We start from the raw sequence: 20,651 nt of genomic DNA on the forward strand, positions 1-20,651 counted from the left end.
CCTTGACGAATGTTCCTTCCTATCCCTTCCTGCTGTCCACCACCCTCCTGGTCTTCCGCTGGCTTTCGGACTGGTTGAGATGCCTCGGTTCCCGCTTGTCGTCGTCCTTTTCGGGGACGAGGGTGACAAACTCCGGTTCGACGGCGACCACCGTGAGGTCGCCACCCGCATCATCAACCGGAACGACCACGACCTTCAACTTCCCTTCCCCGGCTACCTCGGTGGCAGTGACATTGAACTTCTTCTTCAGACTGCCGTTGCCGTTCAACATGGTCTTGGGAATTCTGGCGGTGACCGTCACCACCGCCGGCCTGACTGTTCGCTTCCTGCCGTCAACGGTTGCCGAGACCGGAATATCCATGATCTTTCTCTCGACCGTCTCGAGCCCTACCTGGATATCTGCCGTGACCAGGGTTTTTCCGATCAGGTCGACCAGCGCCGGATCGAGCTTGAGCGGAACCTGCCGTTGCTGCGATTCGGACATCCCATTGACATTGATGTTGGCGGTATGGAGCTGGTTGACCTGACCCAGGAGGGTCTCGGGACCGGTGATCGTGATGACCTCCGGATTCATTTTCAGCCCTTTCAGCACATGCCCCGCCGCCACCTTGCCGCTGATCGAGGGTATCACCGTAAAATGCTTCTGGACCAGTTTATCGAGCGACAGGATGAGCGACGACGGCTGCACGCGCAGCACCTTGATCCCCCGCGGGACTGGAATCGAATCGATCGAATTTTCGATCACCATGGTCCCGGGGCTGGCTGAGGACAGGTCGATCTGCCGGGTAACCGCCTGATTGTTCAGATCGAGGATCTGTGAACTGGGGCCGGTCACCGTCACCTCGATCTCCTTCTTGAACTGGCTGGAGATAACCAGATCCCGCGGCAGATTGATGATCTCGATCGGGACCATGACGATCTTGTCGACGGTGTCCTTACCGCCGACAAAATACCACAGCATGACAGCCATGCAGAGCGACAGTCCTTTAAGGAACCAGCTTCTCGACAGCAGGTGCTGCCAGCACTGTGGATCCAGCAGTTTGTCCTTCAGACTGCCTATTTTTTCAAGAACCAGCTTTTCCATGAATGGGAAGGTCCTTCCTTTTCGATGAATATGTCCCTGAGGCTGTTGACCAGGTTGATCTCGTCAGGCTGCGTGGTCAGGACACCGTTTTTGACGATCGAGATCTCCTGCGTCTCCTCCGACACGACAACGATCACCGCATCGGTCTCTTCGCTCAGTCCGATTGCCGCCCGGTGTCGCGTGCCGTACCGTTTGTTGATGGAAGGGTTCTGCGACAGGGGAAGAATGCAGCCCGCGGTCAGAATACGGCCGTTGCCGACAATGACCCCGCCATCATGCAGGGGCGAGACAGGCATGAAGATCGATATCAGCAATTCGCGGGTCAGCCTCGCGTCAAGTTCGATCCCGGATTCGACAAAATCACGCAGGCCGGTCTCCCGTTCGATGACGATCAGGGCCCCGATACGGCGTTTGGCCAGGTACAGCACCGAGCGGATGATTTCATCGAGATCTTTGTCGGCGAAATCCATGTCCTTCTGGAACGGTGTCTTGCCGACCTGGGTCAAGGCCCGGCGGATATCCTGCTGAAACACGATGATGACGATCAGAAGAATGGAGCTGAGAAAATTCTGCAGCAGCCACATGAGCGTGGACAGATCGAGAACCTTGGCGAGAGAATAGACAATCGACAGAATGATGAGCCCGAGGGCCATCTGCACCGAACGGGTCCCGCGGATGATGGAAATCAGCTGATATATGACAAAAGCGACAACGAGGATATCGACGATATCCTGCCAGCGGTAATAATTGAAAATATCGATCATCGTGAACAAACACCATCCGTTAATGCATTCAACCTTTCATATCCCTGCAGGATTGTCTTTCCGTCAGATCGGGTACTGAGGAGAAAGTCCACATTATCAATCCATAGGACACGGTGACGGGTTAAATCCTACCAGCACCCTTCTCAAGTTACAACAAATACTCTTTTGTCCGCAATCTACCCCATTCACGGCTGACATTCAAAGTTCCAATGCAAATTCAAATCGTTTTACAGATATGCCATGACCGTTCGCGGCGCCTTGAAAATTGATCGGATGCATACAGGCGTGGAACCCCGCAGACCGGCATTTCGTTGCGTATCATTTTTTTCCCATGACATCTCCCGGTATTGCATGTACTCTTTTTCATTCTTCTACCGGCTCCTCCCTCCGCCTGCATGCGCATGCCCACCGGGCATCGGCAGTCAAATCGCCAGACCAGAGGGTTTCCAACCGAATCAGTTACATAAACCACGTTTCCCCGAACACCTCTCTGACTGGACAAGCGGTCAGTCAACCAGGACCTGTCACCACACTCATTCATGTCGGACAATTTTGGCAACATTTCCATCTCCCCAACCCCGCCGGAACACCCCCCTGCATCCCCAGCGGGCAAAGGGAGCAGCGAACGTCGGCTCAAACAACGCGCACCCGGCAAAAAACGTCCCGGCAAAAAGGACCAGCCGGCCACCCCGGTATCCACGGGGCGCCTCTTCAAGGTCCTGATCCCCTGCATCCTCCTCCTGACGTTGTTCTATACGCTCGGCGGCTTCTGGCTGGTGCCTCGCTATCTCAAGAAGTCCCTTCCGGAAATGCTCAACGCCAGGACCGGGATGCAACTCGACATCGAGACCATCGAGTTCAACCCCTTCACCTTCAATTTTTCGCTGCAGGACCTGCAGCTCCAGCCTTCACGCCCGGCCGAGGACAACCGGCGCCTGCTCCGGATATCCCGCATCGATGCCGACCTCGCCCCCCTGTCCCTGCTGCGGCACGATCTCGTCAGCAACTCTCTGGCGATCAGGGGGATAGAGATGAACATTGTGCGTTCCCACGACAATCGCTACAACATAACGGATGTATTTTCTGTCAAACGTACCGGTACGGCTTCGGATATCATCAGTTTTTCCGAACTCCCCTTTCTCTTTTCGCTCAACAATATCTCGATCAGAGAAGGCAGCGTCACCTTCCAGGATGTCCCCGCCGCCACGACCCATACCGTCGAGCAGATCGAGCTCGACCTGCCCTCCCTGTCCAATTTCCCCTTCCAGACCAGCCAGAACATCCATCCCAAATTTTCCGCGGTGATCAACGGCAGCAAGGTGGCATTGACCGGCCAGACCTCGATCCCGTCGGATCCCAATGGCAAGGGGAGCGAGACCAAACTGTCGTGCAGCATCCAGGGCATGGACCTGCCGCAATACTTCAATTACCTGCCGGTCACGGCACCGATCTCCCTGACCAACGGCAAGGCCGACGGCAGCCTTGAGCTCAATTTCACCAACGGCACAGCCGAGCAGGAAGCCAGGTTTTCCATCGAATTCACCGGCAAGATTGCCGAGATGGAGATCACCGGCAAGCAACATCCACTCGAAGCGACCATCCCGAATACCATCCTCGAGGGTTCCTTTTCCCCGATTGACCGGCAGATCCATATCCGAAAACTGTCCCTCAGCAACCCGCGCATGAAAAGCCGGTCGGCAGACATCGCCGAGCTGTTTATCCCCCTCCTGCCGGCGACGGGCCGCGACAGTGCGGAGCAGCCTGCCGGAGGATCACGCCCGGTCTCCGTCGCCGTCGACCTCCTGTCGATCGAAGACGGCAACGTCGACGTTGTCCGGAACGAAAAAGCGAAACCCGAGATCTGGTCCGCCCTGCAACTGAACATCAGAAACTACCATTGGAACGGCCTCCCCGCCGCCGATGGCAAGCCCGGCGGCAGCTTCGATTTCAGCAGCGAAAACACCACCTCCGGCATGACCTTTTCCTGGCAGGGGGCGCTCGAGAGCAACGGCGCCTTGAATGGCCCATTCAGGTTTGAAAATTTCCCCGCCGCAACCTTCCTGACAACGATCGGCATCCCCCCCGAAACCATCCAATCCGGAAAAGCGAACCTCCAGGGCAAGCTCAAGGTATCAAGAGACAATGCGAAGGAGATGCGACCGGCCGCCGACCTCTCCGAGACGGAAGCCACCGTACAGAACTTGAAGCTCACGGCCGGCAGGAAACTGTGGCTTGATGCGCCGATACTGACGCTCACCGGCCTTTCAAAGAGCGGCTCCAAAGTAAATCTCGGCGATCTGCGCCTTGAAAACGGCTCGATCGCCCTCCAGGCCGGACGATTCCCCGATATCTTTACAGCAGTCGCCGCCAGCGACGGTATGATGACGTTGAATTCCATCGACTACAGCGGCAAGATCTCCGTCGCCGGCAAGTCCTCGTCCCCGCTGGCGCTCAGCTCGGTGCTGCTGCAGGCAAAATACCTCAACAGCCGGCGGAACGCCGGCGACAACCTGGTGCTCTCGGCCAGAATCAACGACAAGGGGAACTTCAAGGCCAAGGGAACGGCTCGGCTGGCTCCCTTTCAGGCGTCCCTCAACACCGGATTTTCCGGTCTCAGGGCAAAAACCATCCTCCCCTGGTTCTCTTCTCTGCCGCTGTTGACCGAAGCACAGACCACCATTGCCGGAAAAGGGCTGCTGACCTTGCCGGAGGCCTCCTTCAGCGGCGAATTGAAATTCGACGAGGCCGTCTTCAACCACGCCGGCAAACCCCTTCTGTCCTGGAAACAGTGTGACATCCAAGGCCTTTCCTACTCCAGATCGCCTTTTCATCTCGGTGTCGCCCAAATGGATATCGATTCCCCGGTCATGGACTGGCAACGAGCGCCAAACGACAAGCATCCGTCGCTGCAATTCGGCGCCTTTATCCAGGCCATGCTGCCGGCGGAGAAAACGGCCCGGACCGGCGGCAAGGGAAAAATCGCCATATCACAGCTCGATATCCAGAAAATAATTATCAAAAACGGCAAGGTGCCGTATCGCGACACCCGGCTCTCGCCACAATGGTCCACCACCATCCTGATAACCGAGGGCGCGATCACCGACATCCATGCGCCGGGCGCCAACGAACCCGGCCGATTTTCATTCTCCGGCAAATTCGACCAGAGTCCCTTTACCCTTACCGGCGCCGCCGACCTGTTCGGTAAAAACCCCGGCGGCGAGACCTCCTTCCAGGCCTCCGGCCTGCGTCTCTCCGACTTCGCCAGGCACGTGCCGTCCGACCTGGACATCGATGCCCGCAAGGCCACATTCTCGACCACTGGTACAACGACCTGGAAAAACGGCCGCCTGGCGGAGAATACACGGTATATCTTCACCGGCCTGCAGACTGCCACCCCCAACGCCGAAACCGCCCTGCCCCTGGCCTTCCTGACCGGCCCCGAAGGCAACGTCGTGCTGGATGTCAGGAGTGAACGCGATTTCCCGGGGGAAAACATCCCGGCCCTCGATAACGCTGTGGCCACCTTCCAGCGCCAGGTCGTCAAGGCCAAGGTCTCTCCCATCCTGCTGGCCGGCAAGGAATTCGCCGACCTGGTCGGCAGCGAATTCGCCGAATTCCGGCCGGGAGGCTATGAACTGACCGAGCAGGGTCAGAAAGTTCTTGCCCGTTTCGCCGCCCTCCTCAACGTTCATCCGTCTGTCGGCCTCCGCATAACCGGAGCGGCGGACAAGATCATCGATGGCGACACCCTCAACCGGCAACTCGAAGATATCGAAGCCCAACGCGTGGCCGAGGAGAACAAGCGGAGGAAGGCGGCCTGGCAGGTGGAACGGGATGCGGAATTGGCTCGCCGCAAGGCGGCAGTCAACACCTCACAGGGCTTTGTCGAGAAAGACCTGATGCCTGATTTCCCCCAATTCGTTCCTCTGAAACCGGCCCCTGTGGCCTTTCAGGACTCGACGCTGAAAGATCTCGCCCGGCGACGGGCAGACCTGGTGCAGAAACTGCTGGTCGAACAACTTTCCCTTGCCCCGACCCGGGTCGCCATAGCACCCAGACAGCAGATAACTGCAGACAGCAGCATGCCGGGCAATCGCGCCCTGCTTGAGTTGCGCGCCCTTGCCGCCCGGCACGATGCCGCTGTCGAACGGGGGGACAGGAAGCAATGAACAACCAGGCCGCAGTTTCCACCCCCGCGGGAATCCCGCCACTTTTGTACTGACTCCTATGCCCGGTATGGAATGGGACACCATCGAAACCACCCTGCAGTGGCTCGGCATCGTCTCCCTGTTTACCTTTTTCGTCAGCCTGGCGTTTATCCCCTGGTTGATATCCAGGCTGCCGGTTGACTATTTCGTCCGCCCCCATCGTTTCCGGCACCCTTTTTCAGCCGGTGCGGGTCTGCTTTTCCCAGTGTGGTTCGTCTTTCGGAACATCGCCGGCGTCGTGGTCCTGCTCGCCGGAACGGCCATGCTCTTTCTGCCCGGACAAGGCATCCTGACCATCATTCTCGGAGTCGCCCTCATGTCGTTCCCCGGCAAATACCGCCTGCTTTTTACCCTGACGACCAGACCATCGGTTCAACACAGCCTCGACTGGATCAGGACCAAAACCGGTCACCCGAAATTCATCTGGCGGTTGGATGGGCATCGGTAACAGCGTCTGCCGGCGGACATCGATCCCGAGCCGCACTCCGCTGTGAAGGCAGACTCCGCTTTTTCCCGCCGATAGCGGGGGCACCATGTGTTTTTTCGAAAAAGTGGAATATTTATCTCCAGTTTTTCCACTTTTTCGTATAGCATGACCCTAGTACAGTTTCCTTTCTTTTTCGGATAGAGACTCAGCAATCGCCATGAACGTACCTCATACCCTAATGAACGATACCAGACAGGATATCGAGCGACTCATTCATAACCAGAAAAGTCTCCTTGATGTGATGCCGTCCATGGTCCTGATCATCAAGGAGCACGATTCCATCGAGTACATGAATGCGAGCGCCAACCTCTTTTTCGGCAACCTTCTTGAAGGTGAGTCCAGCAATCGCTTATACACGGCCGAAGAGACGATCAACGCCCTCCTCCTGCTGAGCCGTAAAGGTCAGACCCAGAAGAAACCGGGAGAAAAACTCGAGGAAAAGATCAACGGTTACCACGTCCAATATGCCATGGCACCGTTCATCGGTTACCGCGGTGATCGCCTGTCCTGGCTTTTCATCCACGACCTGACCGAGGAAAAGAACCATATCGAGGAACTCTCCCTTTTTCACAAGAGCATCGAGACCATCCTGACCGACAAGATCAACGAACTGAAGGAAAGTGAACGAATCCGCCAGTCCCTGTCCCAGGAACTGAACCACTTGAAGGACCATCTGGTAAAGAAGGAACCGGCCGAAGGGACCATGGTCGGAAACAGCAAGGCCTTGCGGGAACTGCGCGACATGGTATCCCAGGTCGCCAAATCGGACGCCACCGTTCTCATCACCGGCGAGTCGGGTACCGGCAAGGAGCTTGTGGCCAACCTGATCCGGGAAACCAGCAACCGCAACGACAAACCCTTCCTCAAGATCAACTGCAACGCGATCAACGACTCGTTGCTCGAGAGCGATCTCTTCGGCTACGAAAAGGGCGCATTCACCGGCGCCGACAGCAAGAGAAAAGGAAAATTCGAGGTCGTCGACGGGGGGACGATCTTTCTCGACGAGATCGGCGACATCAGTCCGAGGATGCAGGCCGCCATGCTCAGAGTTCTGCAAGACGGAGAACTTATCCGGGTTGGCGGAAATACTCCGGTCAAGGTCGATGTCCGGATCATCGCCGCCACCAATGCCGACCTGGCAAAGGCGGTCCAGGCCGGGACTTTCCGCCTCGACCTCTATTATCGCCTGAATATCATAAATATTTCAATTCCACCGCTGCGCCAACGCAAGGAGGATATTGTCGATCTCGTCACCCATTTCGTCAGACGATATCGCCAGGCATTCAAGAAGGATATCAATTTTCTGCCCCAGTCGGTCATCAACCGTCTGCTGCGGCATGAGTGGCCCGGCAATGTGCGGGAACTGGAAAATGTCATCCAGCGCGCGGTACTGATGGCAAAGGGCAATATAGTCACCGAGAACGAACTGATCTTCGACACCCCGGCCGAGTCCGACCAGCCGACAGGCTCGTCACCCACTTCCTATCTGAAACGCCTGGAGGGGATGCCGCTCAAGGGAATGATCGCCGAACTCGAACGGGAGATCATCCTGCATTCACTCGAGAAGCACAGAGGCAACGTCGCCCTGACCGCATCGGATCTTCAGCTTGGCAAGACAGCCTTCTACGACAAGATGAAACGGTACGACATCGTACCAAAAGAGCTCAAGTAGCCCTGGCGGGCATGTATTTTGCACTAAATAAGTGATGATTTATGCAATTTCATTGTCGGAATTTTAAACTTGCTGACATCGACATGGTATGGCCGAAATAATCCCAGACAAGAAATCCTGCCCCTACTGGTCTCCTATCTCGTTGAAGTGCAGCCTCTGCAATGAGGGACTGTTCATTCCGCTGGAGAACCATATCGAGATCTACTGCCGGACGGAAGCCTACACGATGTGCATGCAGTACAGCCTCAGCAGCGAATTCTACCGGCCTTCCCTCGCCGAAAACACCGCCGCCCCTCGGGACAACCGCCGCCGGCATATCCGGATGGAGGACAGGCAACGCGTCACCCTGGTTCAGCTCAACAGATCCGAAACGGTTGCCTCCCATGTCTCAACTCCAGCCAGGACCATCGATCTGAGCCTTGGCGGGCTGCGCCTGCAGACCGCGGAACCGCTTGTCAACGATACCGTCATTCGATTCTCGTTCGACGATCTTGCCCCTGATTTTCCTCTCGCCGGGACCGCCACCGTCAAATGGTGCCACCGCCTCATCGACTCTCCCGAGTACCAGGCCGGTCTCGCCTTCTCCAACGAACAGACGGCTGAAGCCATGGGGATGTACCTCGGCACCCGCCACTTTCTGCGTTAACCATCGCCCCGCGGAATCACCACCACCGTCATCCGCACCAGCCAGATCAGTCCCAGCACCGGGATACCCATCACCGCCGTCATCAGGAAGAACGACTCATAGCCGAACGCGGTGACGAGCGAACCTGAGTAGCCGCCGATCAACTTCGGCATCAGGGTCATGATCGAGCTGAATATCGCATACTGGACCGCAGTAAAGGAAACGCTCGTCAGGCTGGAGAGGAAGGCGACAAAGGCCGTGGTCGCCAGGCCGGCGCTCAGGTTGTCGGCGGCGATGACGGTCGCCAGGAAAGCGGTATCCTTGCCGGCGCCGGCCAGGAGCATGAAGAGCAGGTTGGTGATCGCCGACAGGAAGGCCCCCAGCAGCAGTATCGAATTGACCCCGAAGCGCAGGGTCAGCATCCCGCCGAAAAAGCCGCCGAGCAGCGTCATCGCCAGCCCGAACGTCTGTGAAACGTAGGCGATGGTGTCCTTGCTGTACCCCATGTCGAGATAGAAGACGTTGGCCACCACCCCGAGGACGACATCGGAGAGCCGGTAGAAGCCGACGAGGGCGAGCACCAGCAGCGCCGCCCGGAGGCGGTAGCGGCTGAAAAAATCCCGCACCGGTGCGGCATAGGTCACCTCGACCATTTTGCGGTCGACGAAACCCGTCGCCACGCCGAACCGGGCTATCGTCAACGCGGCCACGACGGCAATGAAGAATCTCGGAACCTCGACAAGGAAACCGGACAGATGGCCGAGGGATGGAAGCTGGCGGCGGAGGTAATCCTGCATCGCCTGAAACCAGCCACCGGAGGCGAAGAAGGTGAGGGCGAAGCCGGCCGCCGACAGGACAAAGAGAAAGAAGAGACGACGATACTGGGCCGGCAGATAGGTATAGAGGTCCTTCCTCTCGACCAATGGTTCCCTGATGCGCAGCGTGGTGACAACCCCGACCAGCATTACCGAGGCCATGACAAAATAGGTCAGGCGCCAGGCCGGATAATCATAGCCGCCCGAGCTCGTGGCGAGATGGGAGGCCAGTAGCAGGGCCCCGGCCCCGGCGACCAGCATGCCGATCCGGTAGCCGGCGATGTACATCGATGCCAGCATGGCCTGCATCGATTGCCCAACACTCTCGATGCGATAGGCATCGATGACGATATCCTGGGTGGCCGCCGAAAACCCGAGGAGGACGGCGGCACAGGCCATCGTCGTCAAACTGCCGGGGTGGGCGGCGGGATCAACCAGGGCCATCGATGAGATCGCGCCCATGATCAGCAGCTGCGCCAGCAGGAGCCAGGCCCGCCGCCGGCCCAGCCGTCGGGTGAGAAAGGGGAGCGGCATGAGGTCGACCAGCGGCGCCCAGACGAACTTGAAGGAGTAGCCAAGGGCCGCCCAGCTGAAAAAGGTGACCTCGGAACGGCCGGTCCCGGCCTCGCTGAGCCAGACTGACAGGGTGGAGAAAATCAGCAGCAACGGAATCCCCGCCGAAAACCCGAGAAAAAACATCGCGACGACCCGGGAATCGGTCCAGGCGGCAAAGGTCTGGCGCCACGGGGCTTTTTGCTCAATTTCTGCGCGCATTCTTGTCTTTTCCCCCCATTACGATTATCTTGTCGACCACAGGAATCAAAAAAATCAACATTTTTCAAAAGCTGCGCCTGTATCCGGCTTCCTGTCGCCATGATGAAGGGAACACGATCCAACGGCTGACCGGGTGCAGGGATGTCCTTTTTTACACTGTGACGGCGGCGAACGCCAGCGTTTCATCCACCACGAACGGATCGACCGACCCGATATACTTTCTCGCACCCGAATGACCATCAAGATCTTCAACACCCTATCCGGGAAGAAACAGCCGCTCGAGCCGCTCGAGCCGGGGCATGTCAAGCTCTATGTGTGCGGCATCACCTCGTACGACTACTGCCATATAGGACACGCCCGCTCCGCCCTCGCCTTCGACATGATCGTCCGCTATCTCCGCTATCGCGGCCTGCGGGTGACCTATGTCCGCAACTTCACCGACATCGACGACAAGATCATCAACCGGGCGGCCGAACAGCACACCACCCCCGCAGAACTCGCCAATCGCTTCATCGACGAGTTCTATGTCGACATGGACCGACTCGGCATCGACCGACCCGACCTGGAACCGAAGGCCACCGAGCACATCCCCGAGATGATCGGCCTCATCGCCGAACTGGTCGCCAAGGGCATGGCCTACCAGTCGGGCAACGACGTCTATTATGCGGTCAACAGCTTTCCCCGGTACGGCAAGCTCGCCCACCGCAACCTCGACGACATGCAGGCCGGGGCGCGGATTTCGATCAACGAGCAAAAACGACACCCGATGGACTTCGTCCTGTGGAAGGGCTCGAAGCCGGGCGAACCGACCTGGGACAGCCCCTGGGGTCCGGGCCGACCGGGCTGGCATATCGAGTGCTCGGCGATGAGTCGAAAATATCTCGGCGACACCTTCGATATCCATGGCGGCGGCAAGGACCTGATCTTTCCCCATCACGAAAACGAAATCGCCCAGAGTGAAGGGGCGAACAACAAGCCCTTCGTCAACTGCTGGATCCACCACGGGTTCGTCACGATCCGCGACGAAAAGATGTCGAAGTCACTGGGTAATTTCCTGACGATTCGCGACATCCTGGAGCACTATCACCCCGAAATCCTCCGCTTTTTCATCTTCTCCACCCACTATCGCAATCCCTTGGATTTTTCCGAGACGGCGATGCTCGATGCCGCCGCCGGACTCGAACGCCTCTATGCCTGCATCGCTCAGGTCGAGGCCCTGGCAAAGGGCCGGCAGCGGCAGGGGGAAGGAAACATACCCCCGAAAGATATCGCGGCCATCGACGCCATCGAAGGGCGGTTCCAACAGGCGATGGACAACGATTTCAACACCGCCCAGGCCCAGGGAGTCCTCTTCGATCTGGCCAAGATCATCAACCGCCTGTGCAAGTCCCTGCCTGCCGCCCCGGCCGCAACCGACATCGACGCCCTCGACCGGGCGACCCGGACCATGAAGCGGCTTGCCGCCATCATGGGGATCCTGAATGAAGACGCCGCCGCTTTCCTGAAGGCACGCAAGGAGAAACTGCTGGCCGGTCTCGAGATCGACGAGGAGCGCATCATCGCCCTGATCAAGGACCGCTACTCCTGCCGGGCCGAAAAAAACTGGGCCCGCGGCGATGAAATCCGCGACGAGCTGCTCGCTAAAGGCATCGAACTGAAGGATGGTCCGGACGGGACCACATGGAGTGTCAAACGCAGCTGAGCCATTTTTCTGCCCGAGGTGACGCCATGCAACGATATCCAGCCGTAGCCGACCGTTTTTACCCGGGAAACCCCAAGACCCTGGCCCGGGCCGTGCAGGACATGCTCCCGGCCCAACCGAAAGGAGGCCGCAAGGCCCTCGCCGTCGTTGCACCCCATGCCGGCTACATGTACTCCGGAGCCGTCGCCGGCGAGGTGATCGGCCTCGTCAAGGTCCCGGAAACCGTGATCCTGCTCGGCCCGAACCACCACGGTCTTGGCGGTCCGGTCGCGCTGTCGACGGCCTTATGGCGCATGCCGATGGGCGATGTGCCGGCCGACACCGAGATCGCCGAGCGCCTCCAGGCCGCTTCCCGCTCGCCGATCGTGGCCGATGAGAGCGCGCACCGGTTCGAGCATTCCCTCGAGGTCCAGGTGCCGTTCCTGCAGGCGCTGCAACCGAGGCTCCATATCGTCCCGCTGGTCCTGTCCCATCTGTCCTACTCCGTCTGTACCGAGGTCGCCAGGGTCATCGCCGAGGTCGTCACCGCCGCCGGCCGCGAGATCCTGATCGTCGCCTCCAGCGACATGACCCATTACGAGTCGAGGGAATCGGCGCAAGTCAAAGACCGGATGGTCCTCGACCGGATCGAACATCTCGATGCCGAGGGACTGTATCGCACCGTCGCCGACAACAGGATCACGATGTGCGGAATCATCCCGGTGACGATCGCTCTCCTCGCAGCCGTCAAACTCGGCGCCCGCCAGGCCCATGTCCAGATCTACACCGATTCGGGAGCGGTCTCGGGAGATATCGACCAGGTGGTGGGATATGCCGGGGTCATCATCAGCTGAATCTCTGCCGATATCCCTTTTTGCTTGACAGGGAGCGGCCTTTTTTCTATATAATTGTCCGCATCGCACAACCCTGTGCTGGGGGATGGTCTAATGGTAAGGCGGCGGACTCTGACTCCGCTTATCGAGGTTCGAGCCCTCGTCCCCCAGCCAAGTAAATTCAAGCACTTATCGTTAACTCGGTAAGTGCTTTTTTGTTTTCAAGATCATTTTGGTCAACCCCTGGTCAACCTTTTTTCCGAATGCCGCTTTCCGGACCGCTGTCACCTTCCCCCCGATCAACTCCCCACCTTCAAAGTCTCCCTTGCCTGGGCGGCACCTATCCCGCCCCCCGGTCCCTGGTCATCAACTATAGATTGAACAGGCTGCCCCTGGTCGGTCGCCAGGGAAAGAGCCGGGCTCGGTATAGCTGTGACGTCCTCCGCCCGTGGTGGCGATTCTGGGCGCTTCCTTGAGGGCATGGCAGGACGACTGTTGCCAGCAATGTCCATACCCGGCGCCAGGGTGTCTACTGTTCCGCCCGGTCGCCTCCCGCTGTAACCGATCTGTGAGTGTCGCCGGGTATCCTTCCCGTTTCCATTCAGGGGGAAAGGATATGAAGGACGAGCTTGAGGAATTGATCGATGCCGCCCACGATCTCTATGGTGACTACTCGATCTATGAGGTGATGGACCTAGACAGGCTCACCGCCATTGATCGAATGGTGGAAATGTACGGTCCAGTTGATATAGGAAAGGTGGAGAGGTATCTTGCCGTCCTCGACCGGATCAGGGGGTGGAGAGAACCAGCACTGCCACAGGAAAGGATTCCTCTTGATACGTCTGCCTTCTGGGAAAAGAGCTGAGTCCAACCTTAGAGACTGAGTCCCTATTGTTCTCTGCGATCAGTTTCTAGCCGACCTGTGTTCCTTATCAGCAAGTATACCTTCCCTTCTAGATACTCCTGCTGGATATATCCAAACGCATTGTTGAACAGATCCTGGTCCTTGATCTGATACTTCACGTAAATCAGCCTGCGCTGGTCTTCTGTCCCTCGCGCTCACCGGCCTTAGTGTATTGCCAACCAGGGAACCGGATCAGGCGCGCAATCTCGTCTGTGTCGGTCACGCTCGGCTCTACCACCCTCGGCGTTTTGCTGTTCTTCACCTCGGCGAACAATTTGATCAGGGCCGTTTTGGTCTTGGCCTGTTCATTGACCAGTACTACCTGCTTTTCGGCTTGGACGACACTCTCTGGCCAGGATCTTTTTTGTCCTGGTCTTTGGCATCGAACAGCCCCTAAAAGACCTCCCCCGCCCATCGCCTGAGTGTCCAGAACGCCACGCACCGTCTTTAGAACAAACGTTCTCTTTGAAAAAGACCATACTAAATTCACAGATTAATCGACCATTGCTTTTAGGAAAGCTTCCCTGGCATCGGAATAAAATTGAATGTCGATCTTCGTCGCCATATCATCGGACAAGTCGAAAAGTTGTCTACGGCAGGCAACCGGCATCAAGAGAGTCGAGGCACCTTTCTCAACTGCGATCTCGACAACAGTGACGGAATTGTGGATAGGCTCGATAGAGCCACCCAGGTTAATCTCTCCCACGATGATCAGGCCGCCGCGAACACTTTTCTTCAAGAGAGCCGTGCAGAGCGCAATGAGTGATGCCATGCCTAGTTTCGCACCGGACTTGGATGCGTCAAAGGCTCTGAGTTGGGCGGTGAATTCGTGGTGACGAGGGTCTTTGTCCCCGACCAATTGCATCGCCCGGGCGTAGAGGTTTTGTTCGGCGTAACCCATGCTTTCCTTAAAAGCAGGCGGCACGGGTTTGTTAAGGATCTTGACACCGGAACCTGGGCCTTCATTGATCTCGATACGGTAAAGTCCCGGGTGCTCTTCACCGCCACCCGGCGAGATGGTCCAGACCTGGCCTGGCTCAAGGGGGTCGCCACCAATGCTGTTTTCGCTTTGCAGTTCTGGAGTCGAGACAAACTTTTCTACGCCATCAGCCCCCATCACGTAGCTGAAGTGGGTATTACGGAATTCCGCCGCGCCGATGCGCTTCTGCTGTTCCTTGACGCGACGCCTTGCCTCCATGGCGATATGGACGGCCCACTCGATGTCCTCATCGGCTGCCTCGCCTTCACCGGGATAGAGGAGCTTGAGCAATCCACTCACGGTTTTATTGACCGCGTTGGTATCGCGCCCCGACAGAGCGCCACCGAAGAACACCCGGTTTTGCAATACGCTCACTCTGCTTTGATTGCGAAGCTGGCTCCAGCACTCGGACAAGAAATCGCTCACCAGGCCGAAGTGATTCGTCAACAGCTCCTTGCTGATTTTGGGAACATCCCAGCCGGGCAGAAAAGCGTGGATTCGGTCCATGAACGCGGTGTCGTCTTTCATCTCGGGTGGCATGGGGCCAAACAGGTGTCCGATGCGCTGCTGATGTTCAACATCAACATCGAAGTTGCCTACCAGGACGATGCTGCCATCGGCTCGGATGCTTTCCTTGCCACGGCTGAATTCACCGGACTCCATGTATCCCTTCATGATGTTCACGCCATCCTTCTGGTCGAAAGAGACGCCGGACACCTCATCGAAGCAAACCACGTCGTATTGGCAGACCAATCCGCGCTGGCCGGTTGCGTTGTTGACGAACATCCGGGCAACCGTGGCCTTACCTCCAGAAATCAGATGCGCATACGGAGAAACCTGCTGGAAGAGATGGCTCTTGCCCGTTCCTCTGGGACCGAGTTCCACCAGGTTGTAGTTGCGCTCGACAAAAGGAACCATTCGCAGCATTAGGGCATCGCGTTGCCGCCGGGACAATCCGTTCGGTTCTATGCCGATGGATCGAAGCAGAAACTCCTTCCACTCGTCGGTACTGAAGGACTTGCGAGCCTCGGCCAGGATGTCGAGCACATCTCGTTTGGATAGCTGGATTTCACGGAGCGACTCAATACCGAACGGTCTACCTTTGCTCTCCTGGGCGATAGCCGCATCGTAGTTCAGACTGATTTCGGCATAAAAGCCACCTGTCAGCATTCGCTCATGTTCATTCACCAACTCGGGGCTAATGCGGACATCGGTCAGACGCAGGCTGGGCAGTGTTGCGATGTAGGAGTCGGTCTTCGCATCCAGGCGAGCGGTGATGAGGTCGATGATTTTAACCTCGCCATTTTCCCTGGCCCGAGCCTTGAAAAGTTCTTCTTCCCCGGCCTTGACCGTTCGCGATTTGAGTTGCCGTTGGACGATCTCGAGACCTTCATCAATTTCGTCCTGCTCGATGCTGGCGCAGTACCGGCCGAGCAGGAACTCGACCACATACGTCGGCACCGGAAACTGGCGGCTAAATGTCCGGACCAGATCCTTCCGGACCAGGTACCCCTCTAGCGAGGAGGCCGCTTTTTTGTCGATCTGGTCCATTTCAATCATGTATTACCTCCACCAATTACTGTGGCGATTTGCGCGACCAGCGATCCATTGGCATCGACCAGGACCACCGTTGCTTCACGCCCCTCCATGTCCTCGTCCTCGACGACGACGGAGGCTGTTCCGTTGTTTTTAAACGGTTTGCTGCCTACGACCACACTGGACAATGAATTGCCCGCTTGGCTACGAACATCAAGTGATAAACCCGAGAAGTTGCCATCCACGGCAACGGTACAGCGCAGACCCTTCCACACCACGTCAGTAAATTCGACAGATGCCGCAGCCTGGGCAGATTCGCCTCGCGTTACCGTCAATTGCAGCGTCAGGCACTCTTGCAGACTCAGGCCGCCATGGGTGTACTCCTCGCCCTTTTTGAAGCAGCTCACACCATCAGCGAGGGCAAAATACTGGTTTGGATTCCAGTACCATGGGTAAAGCCGCTCCTCGGAAGTGGCCCCGGGTTTTAATGAGGCGCATCGGCCCCACTTGTTATCGGCCAGGGCGCTGGGAAGATCGATTTTTGGCAATCCCCCGGGCAGCAACAACCAGCCATGGTCTGTCACAACCCGAACACGCTTCCATCCTGCTGCCAGAAGCTCCGTGATACGGTCTGTGATCTCCAGAATCAGGGCATCGATGTGCTTGGCAAGTTTCCACCCACGGTCGTGTCCTTCGTGGTCGATGTCTCCAAACTCGCACCAAGCCATACCCTGGCCATCGCCATCAGCAGAGCGCTCAAGGATCGACCATCCCGCGTTGGTCAGTAACTTCTTCAGGTGATAGCCGCCCTTTAATGACTGACCGGTATCTGCTACAGACGGCTCAAAATCAGGGCTGTCATCCTCACCGCGAATTCTGTCTCGTACCGGAGTTACCGCCGCCTTGCCGGTTGCCGTTACACTCGGCAGGGCTGTCCAGGCAGGTTCCTCTGAAATCTCAAACCCACGCGCATCTAAAGAGCCAACCAATCGCTTTCCAGCATCGAAACGGAGTCCGTCGAAGAAGAGAACGCAATCCCCGGGACTGAAATGTGCTGTTTTTGCCGTCAGGCATGTGCCTCCCGGGTACGATGCACCATCTACCAATTTCTGGAGATAGCGGGCTGATTTTTCTACCCATGGCAGGTAAACAGATCGAATAGCGGTCGTCACGGCATCAAAGTCGGCAGAACTTTCGACCTGGGCCAAAGCCCCGATCACTCCGTCATCGACCCGCCATCCGTGACTGCGATATCCCGCTGCGAGTTCATCCACCGAACCTGCGGCAAGGCCGCTTTTGGTGATCTCGGCAATGGTAGCCAGGTGTTCCACTGCGCAGGCCAAGGGGGCATCACCCAGTTCGGCCCAGACCAGAGAGCGCCTGCGTCCGTGCTGTTTTTCCAGTTCCTTAATCTTCGCCCTCGCTTCGTGCGCGGGCGCTTTGGTAAGGGCCATCAAATCACGGTGAAGGTTTTTCTCCTGGTCGTCATTCCACTGCGGCCAGCCGTCAAAAGAACCGTCTCCCATGTGCCAGAAAATGGTGTCACTTGGCGGACGACATTTTCTGATTTGTGCCGGAATGTTGGGGTAGCGCTTAGGTGCCTCGCAGTAGCGCTCCCAAACGGCATGCCACGGACCTTCATGGTTTGCTAGCTTGGTACTCCCGGCCAAGACGCCTTCGTTCTTGGGGTTGAAGGCCAGTTGAGACTTGCAAACCTCGACAAAGGCTTTCCATTCGTTCTCGCCACGACTTGCCTGAAACGCGTCCCCCTGATCGAGCCATTGCAGGAGGTCGCGAATCGGGTCGCCACCCGTCAACAGAGTGTTGAAGTAATCCTTGTCCAGACGCTTGCCTTTTAGCAAGGAGACATCCTCGTCGAGGAGCCGATACAACGCGAGCTGCATGGCGTTCTTGGCATCGTTGTCCTGTGCCACATCCAGCCCAAGCCCACCCTGGTCCGATTTCAGGTAGGCCAGGATCGTCCAGTCTTTGGCATTGATTTGCGACCAGATAACGCCCCGGTATTGCAGTTCGGCAAGGGCTTTAAGGTGATCCGGGCAAGTTTCAATAGCCCGCAGATCCTGGCGGCTGACGCCGGGGAGATAAAAAATCGGTGTCCGGTCCTTGGGCAGTGAAATATCCCCGGCACGGCCGGCAATCACGCAACGCAACCAGATGGCAGGCCCCATACGCTTATCGGGCGCGTAATCGCCCAGGATCATGAGTTCAGGCAGTTCGGCCTGAAGAATGGGTATGACGGCTTCCCATTGACGGTCACGATCCGGCCAGAGGATGCAGGCCGGGGCGACCTGGACCTCCGGGTTGTAGACGGCGGCATCGCGGACGGCTTTAATCAAGTATTCAGAGATTCTCATAGCAGCCCCTGACGGTTGGCTTCTTGCCAGACGAAGGGTGACTTTTTTTTCAGATAGTCGGCAGGCAATCCATACTCAAGATAGTCCTGATACCATCGCGCACGTAACTCGCGACATTGAGGGTCATCTAGTCCAAGTCGATCTATGGTTTCTTCAACGATGCGCATAGCCCTGACATCCAAGCTCGGATTTGGATATATATGTCCAGTAGAAAGCTGGAGCCGAAACAGATCGGGAGCAAGAAAAAATGGGTCTAGCACATCGGTGTAATCACGTTTGCGGCTGTTCATCGTTGAACAGACAAGACGATAATTATTCCAATCATATGCTAGCCTAGCATTTGCTGACTTGGCAATAAAGTGGTCAACGCTGCCTCCTCCCATGACACGCTCAAAAAAAACGCAGAGATAGGCACAGACACCACCATAAGCTTTATGGAGATCGTTTAAACAGTCGCGCCAATATGGTTTAATATCTGCCTTTGGAGGTAAAGGTTGATTCAGCGCATATCCTTTTTGGGCAAGATGGGCTAAGCCCTTCTTTCGGACTTTAGTTTCGAATGTTCGGGGCTCAGGTTGGGCTGCAACAGGAATCATTTCAACCACCCCTGCTTCTCACCGACATATCGCCAGCGAATCCAGAAAGGATCGGTATCACCTAGCAGGCCGCGCAACTGAGCATCCAGCTCTTTTGCACGCTCATGGTCAATCACTTTTTCGGATAAAATTTCAGCTGCTTGCCGTAGTAAATTTTCAGCCGGTAAGGATCTGGCACTGCCTAAGTCAAACGCTTCGCTCATTAGCCATCGAGATACTTCACCTTGGCGTACAAACTGCCGTTTAGCGAGGGTGACTTTGTCCTTGATGAGATCCAAATCAAACCAAGCATCTTTTTGAGAATCGAAAACTGGTTCCACAGAGGCCATTATCAAGGGAGAATGCGTAGCAGTGATCAGTTGGACCTCAGCATTTCTTGTTAACTTCTCCATGACAGAGAGCAAAGCCGGAACAATGCTTCGCTGCCAGCTCGGGTGCAGATGGGACTCGATTTCGTCAATGAGAAAGGTGATTTGCTTCGTAGCAGGTTCACCGATTTGTTTGGCTGCTTGTTTGTGTTCTTCCCATGCCCATACTAGAAAGTAGGCCAATGCCATGATACGGCGCATACCAGACGAGGCATGCACAACAGCCACATCTTGCCGATAGGGCATGCGTATGGTTGGCATGTCACGCACATCATCCAAACTGATCCGTGTTAAATCGCCAGACTCCAAGGTTTCTTTGGTCGAGGGAGAAAGCACCTTTAACACACTTTTTAACTGACTGAATGGCCTTCCGTTCTCCTTCTGCCAACCGGCCCAGTCTCGAATGAGCCCATTGCAGAGCCAGGTGCTCCCCTGTCCGGGAAGTCCATCCCAGACCTCCATAGGACTAAACACATAGGCAGGTACCCTATCTTGAACATCTAATCCACCTTGTGTACGCCAATAATTACGATCTGGATCCCAGACTGCAAAGCTGCCATCCGACATAGCATAAAGTACCAATCCAGGATTTGCTGGTCTTCCTGGCCGTCCGGTCCAGGCTTGTTCCTTGCGAAGATAACTGCTTTCATAACTCTCTTCCTTGCTCTTGCCAGAAAAAGAGAAACTGATTTTGGCTCTTCCTTCAGCAGCAGGGAGCGCCTTTTTTCCTGCGGTTAGTTTCGGGTTAATTTCGGCAGGCCATCTGCGTGTCAGTGCCCACCAGGCGATATCCAGCAAAAAACTCTTTCCCATGCCGTTATCGCCGGTAAGCAGATTCAGCCGCTTGCCGAATTCCAACTCCATCTTTGCTGCCGGCCCGACATTGGTCATTTTTAAATGTTTAATCATAGGAAAATCTCCTTCACTCCCTCGGTTTGTCGAAGCACCGG

Annotated in this window: 15 protein-coding genes and 1 tRNA gene; 8 read left to right on the forward strand and 8 right to left on the reverse strand. The window is 56.7% G+C overall.

The window, feature by feature from the left end; all coding sequences use genetic code 11:
• Positions 1-19 precede the first annotated feature (19 nt).
• Together ACWGKN_RS09300 and cdaA are read right to left on the reverse strand one after the other, a co-directional pair.
• Positions 20-1,084, reverse strand: a complete 1,065-nt coding sequence (locus ACWGKN_RS09300; protein ID WP_052160078.1) for a CdaR family protein — start codon at positions 1,082-1,084, stop codon at positions 20-22.
• Entirely contained in the window at positions 1,057-1,848 is a 792-nt protein-coding gene (cdaA, locus tag ACWGKN_RS09305) for a diadenylate cyclase CdaA (protein ID WP_035230809.1), read from the reverse strand. The genes ACWGKN_RS09300 and cdaA overlap by 28 nt, the downstream gene beginning before the upstream one ends.
• Positions 1,849-2,387: 539 nt before the next feature.
• Here cdaA and ACWGKN_RS09310 point away from each other — a divergent pair.
• From ACWGKN_RS09310 to ACWGKN_RS09325, 4 genes are all read left to right on the forward strand, one after another.
• On the forward strand, positions 2,388-6,017 hold the full coding sequence (locus ACWGKN_RS09310) for a DUF748 domain-containing protein (protein ID WP_452095084.1): 3,630 nt from the start codon (positions 2,388-2,390) through the stop codon (positions 6,015-6,017).
• A gap of 58 nt (positions 6,018-6,075) precedes the next feature.
• Positions 6,076-6,504, forward strand: coding sequence for a PGPGW domain-containing protein (locus tag ACWGKN_RS09315; protein ID WP_452095086.1), 429 nt, complete (start codon positions 6,076-6,078; stop codon positions 6,502-6,504).
• Between the two features lie 217 nt (positions 6,505-6,721).
• Complete coding sequence (locus tag ACWGKN_RS09320; RefSeq protein WP_052160076.1) at positions 6,722-8,215, forward strand: sigma 54-interacting transcriptional regulator; 1,494 nt, start codon at positions 6,722-6,724, stop codon at positions 8,213-8,215.
• Between the two features lie 88 nt (positions 8,216-8,303).
• On the forward strand, positions 8,304-8,861 hold the full coding sequence (locus ACWGKN_RS09325; protein WP_424255311.1) for a PilZ domain-containing protein: 558 nt from the start codon (positions 8,304-8,306) through the stop codon (positions 8,859-8,861).
• Here ACWGKN_RS09325 and ACWGKN_RS09330 read toward each other — a convergent pair.
• Positions 8,858-10,429 carry an AmpG family muropeptide MFS transporter gene (locus tag ACWGKN_RS09330; RefSeq protein ID WP_052160074.1) on the reverse strand — a complete coding sequence of 524 codons (1,572 nt, stop codon included), beginning with the start codon at positions 10,427-10,429 and terminating at the stop codon, positions 8,858-8,860. The two genes, ACWGKN_RS09325 and ACWGKN_RS09330, sit on opposite strands and share 4 nt — an antisense overlap.
• A gap of 232 nt (positions 10,430-10,661) precedes the next feature.
• On the opposite strand from ACWGKN_RS09330, the gene cysS reads away from it, so the two are divergent.
• The 4 genes from cysS to ACWGKN_RS09350 all read left to right on the forward strand — a co-directional run bounded on the left by cysS (position 10,662) and on the right by ACWGKN_RS09350 (position 13,808).
• Entirely contained in the window at positions 10,662-12,131 is a 1,470-nt protein-coding gene (cysS, locus tag ACWGKN_RS09335) for a cysteine--tRNA ligase (RefSeq protein ID WP_452095087.1), read from the forward strand.
• Between the two features lie 26 nt (positions 12,132-12,157).
• Positions 12,158-12,964, forward strand: a complete 807-nt coding sequence (gene amrB, locus ACWGKN_RS09340; protein WP_424255307.1) for an AmmeMemoRadiSam system protein B — start codon at positions 12,158-12,160, stop codon at positions 12,962-12,964.
• Positions 12,965-13,043: 79 nt separating this feature from the next.
• Positions 13,044-13,117 (forward strand) — tRNA-Gln (locus ACWGKN_RS09345).
• 442 nt (positions 13,118-13,559) lie between these two features.
• On the forward strand, positions 13,560-13,808 hold the full coding sequence (locus tag ACWGKN_RS09350; RefSeq protein WP_452095088.1) for a hypothetical protein: 249 nt from the start codon (positions 13,560-13,562) through the stop codon (positions 13,806-13,808).
• Between the two features lie 163 nt (positions 13,809-13,971).
• On the opposite strand, the gene ACWGKN_RS09355 is transcribed toward ACWGKN_RS09350, so the two are convergent.
• Genes ACWGKN_RS09355 through ACWGKN_RS09375 form a run of 5 tightly spaced genes read right to left on the reverse strand, consistent with a single transcriptional unit; the run spans position 13,972 to position 20,610 of the window.
• On the reverse strand, positions 13,972-14,337 hold the full coding sequence (locus ACWGKN_RS09355; RefSeq protein ID WP_452095089.1) for a hypothetical protein: 366 nt from the start codon (positions 14,335-14,337) through the stop codon (positions 13,972-13,974).
• A 3-nt stretch (positions 14,338-14,340) separates the two neighbouring features.
• Positions 14,341-16,386 (reverse strand): protease Lon-related BREX system protein BrxL, encoded by a 2,046-nt coding sequence (brxL, locus tag ACWGKN_RS09360; RefSeq protein ID WP_452095090.1) that lies wholly within the window; start codon positions 16,384-16,386, stop codon positions 14,341-14,343.
• Positions 16,383-18,737, reverse strand: a complete 2,355-nt coding sequence (gene pglZ, locus ACWGKN_RS09365; protein WP_452095091.1) for a BREX-1 system phosphatase PglZ type B — start codon at positions 18,735-18,737, stop codon at positions 16,383-16,385. The genes brxL and pglZ overlap by 4 nt, the downstream gene beginning before the upstream one ends.
• Positions 18,734-19,333, reverse strand: coding sequence for a hypothetical protein (locus tag ACWGKN_RS09370; protein WP_452095323.1), 600 nt, complete (start codon positions 19,331-19,333; stop codon positions 18,734-18,736). Before ACWGKN_RS09370 ends, pglZ begins: the two co-directional genes overlap by 4 nt.
• Positions 19,330-20,610, reverse strand: a complete 1,281-nt coding sequence (locus ACWGKN_RS09375) for an AAA family ATPase (protein WP_452095092.1) — start codon at positions 20,608-20,610, stop codon at positions 19,330-19,332. The genes ACWGKN_RS09370 and ACWGKN_RS09375 overlap by 4 nt, the downstream gene beginning before the upstream one ends.
• Positions 20,611-20,651 lie beyond the last annotated feature (41 nt).

This window comes from Desulfoprunum sp. (assembly GCF_053613775.1).

Excerpts from the sequence above, each read along its gene's own strand:
- ACWGKN_RS09300 (WP_052160078.1), bottom strand. The coding sequence starts at position 1,084 with ATGGAAAAGCTGGTTCTTGAAAAAATAGGCAGTCTGAAGGACAAACTG.
- ACWGKN_RS09320 (WP_052160076.1), top strand. The coding sequence starts at position 6,722 with ATGAACGATACCAGACAGGATATCGAGCGACTCATTCATAACCAGAAA.
- ACWGKN_RS09375 (WP_452095092.1), bottom strand. The coding sequence starts at position 20,610 with ATGATTAAACATTTAAAAATGACCAATGTCGGGCCGGCAGCAAAGATG.
- amrB (WP_424255307.1), top strand. The coding sequence starts at position 12,158 with ATGCAACGATATCCAGCCGTAGCCGACCGTTTTTACCCGGGAAACCCC.
- ACWGKN_RS09330 (WP_052160074.1), bottom strand. The coding sequence starts at position 10,429 with ATGCGCGCAGAAATTGAGCAAAAAGCCCCGTGGCGCCAGACCTTTGCC.
- ACWGKN_RS09350 (WP_452095088.1), top strand. The coding sequence starts at position 13,560 with ATGAAGGACGAGCTTGAGGAATTGATCGATGCCGCCCACGATCTCTAT.
- pglZ (WP_452095091.1), bottom strand. The coding sequence starts at position 18,737 with ATGAGAATCTCTGAATACTTGATTAAAGCCGTCCGCGATGCCGCCGTC.
- ACWGKN_RS09325 (WP_424255311.1), top strand. The coding sequence starts at position 8,304 with ATGGCCGAAATAATCCCAGACAAGAAATCCTGCCCCTACTGGTCTCCT.
- ACWGKN_RS09370 (WP_452095323.1), bottom strand. The coding sequence starts at position 19,333 with ATGATTCCTGTTGCAGCCCAACCTGAGCCCCGAACATTCGAAACTAAA.
- ACWGKN_RS09315 (WP_452095086.1), top strand. The coding sequence starts at position 6,076 with ATGCCCGGTATGGAATGGGACACCATCGAAACCACCCTGCAGTGGCTC.
- ACWGKN_RS09310 (WP_452095084.1), top strand. The coding sequence starts at position 2,388 with ATGTCGGACAATTTTGGCAACATTTCCATCTCCCCAACCCCGCCGGAA.
- cysS (WP_452095087.1), top strand. The coding sequence starts at position 10,662 with ATGACCATCAAGATCTTCAACACCCTATCCGGGAAGAAACAGCCGCTC.
- brxL (WP_452095090.1), bottom strand. The coding sequence starts at position 16,386 with ATGATTGAAATGGACCAGATCGACAAAAAAGCGGCCTCCTCGCTAGAG.
- cdaA (WP_035230809.1), bottom strand. The coding sequence starts at position 1,848 with ATGATCGATATTTTCAATTATTACCGCTGGCAGGATATCGTCGATATC.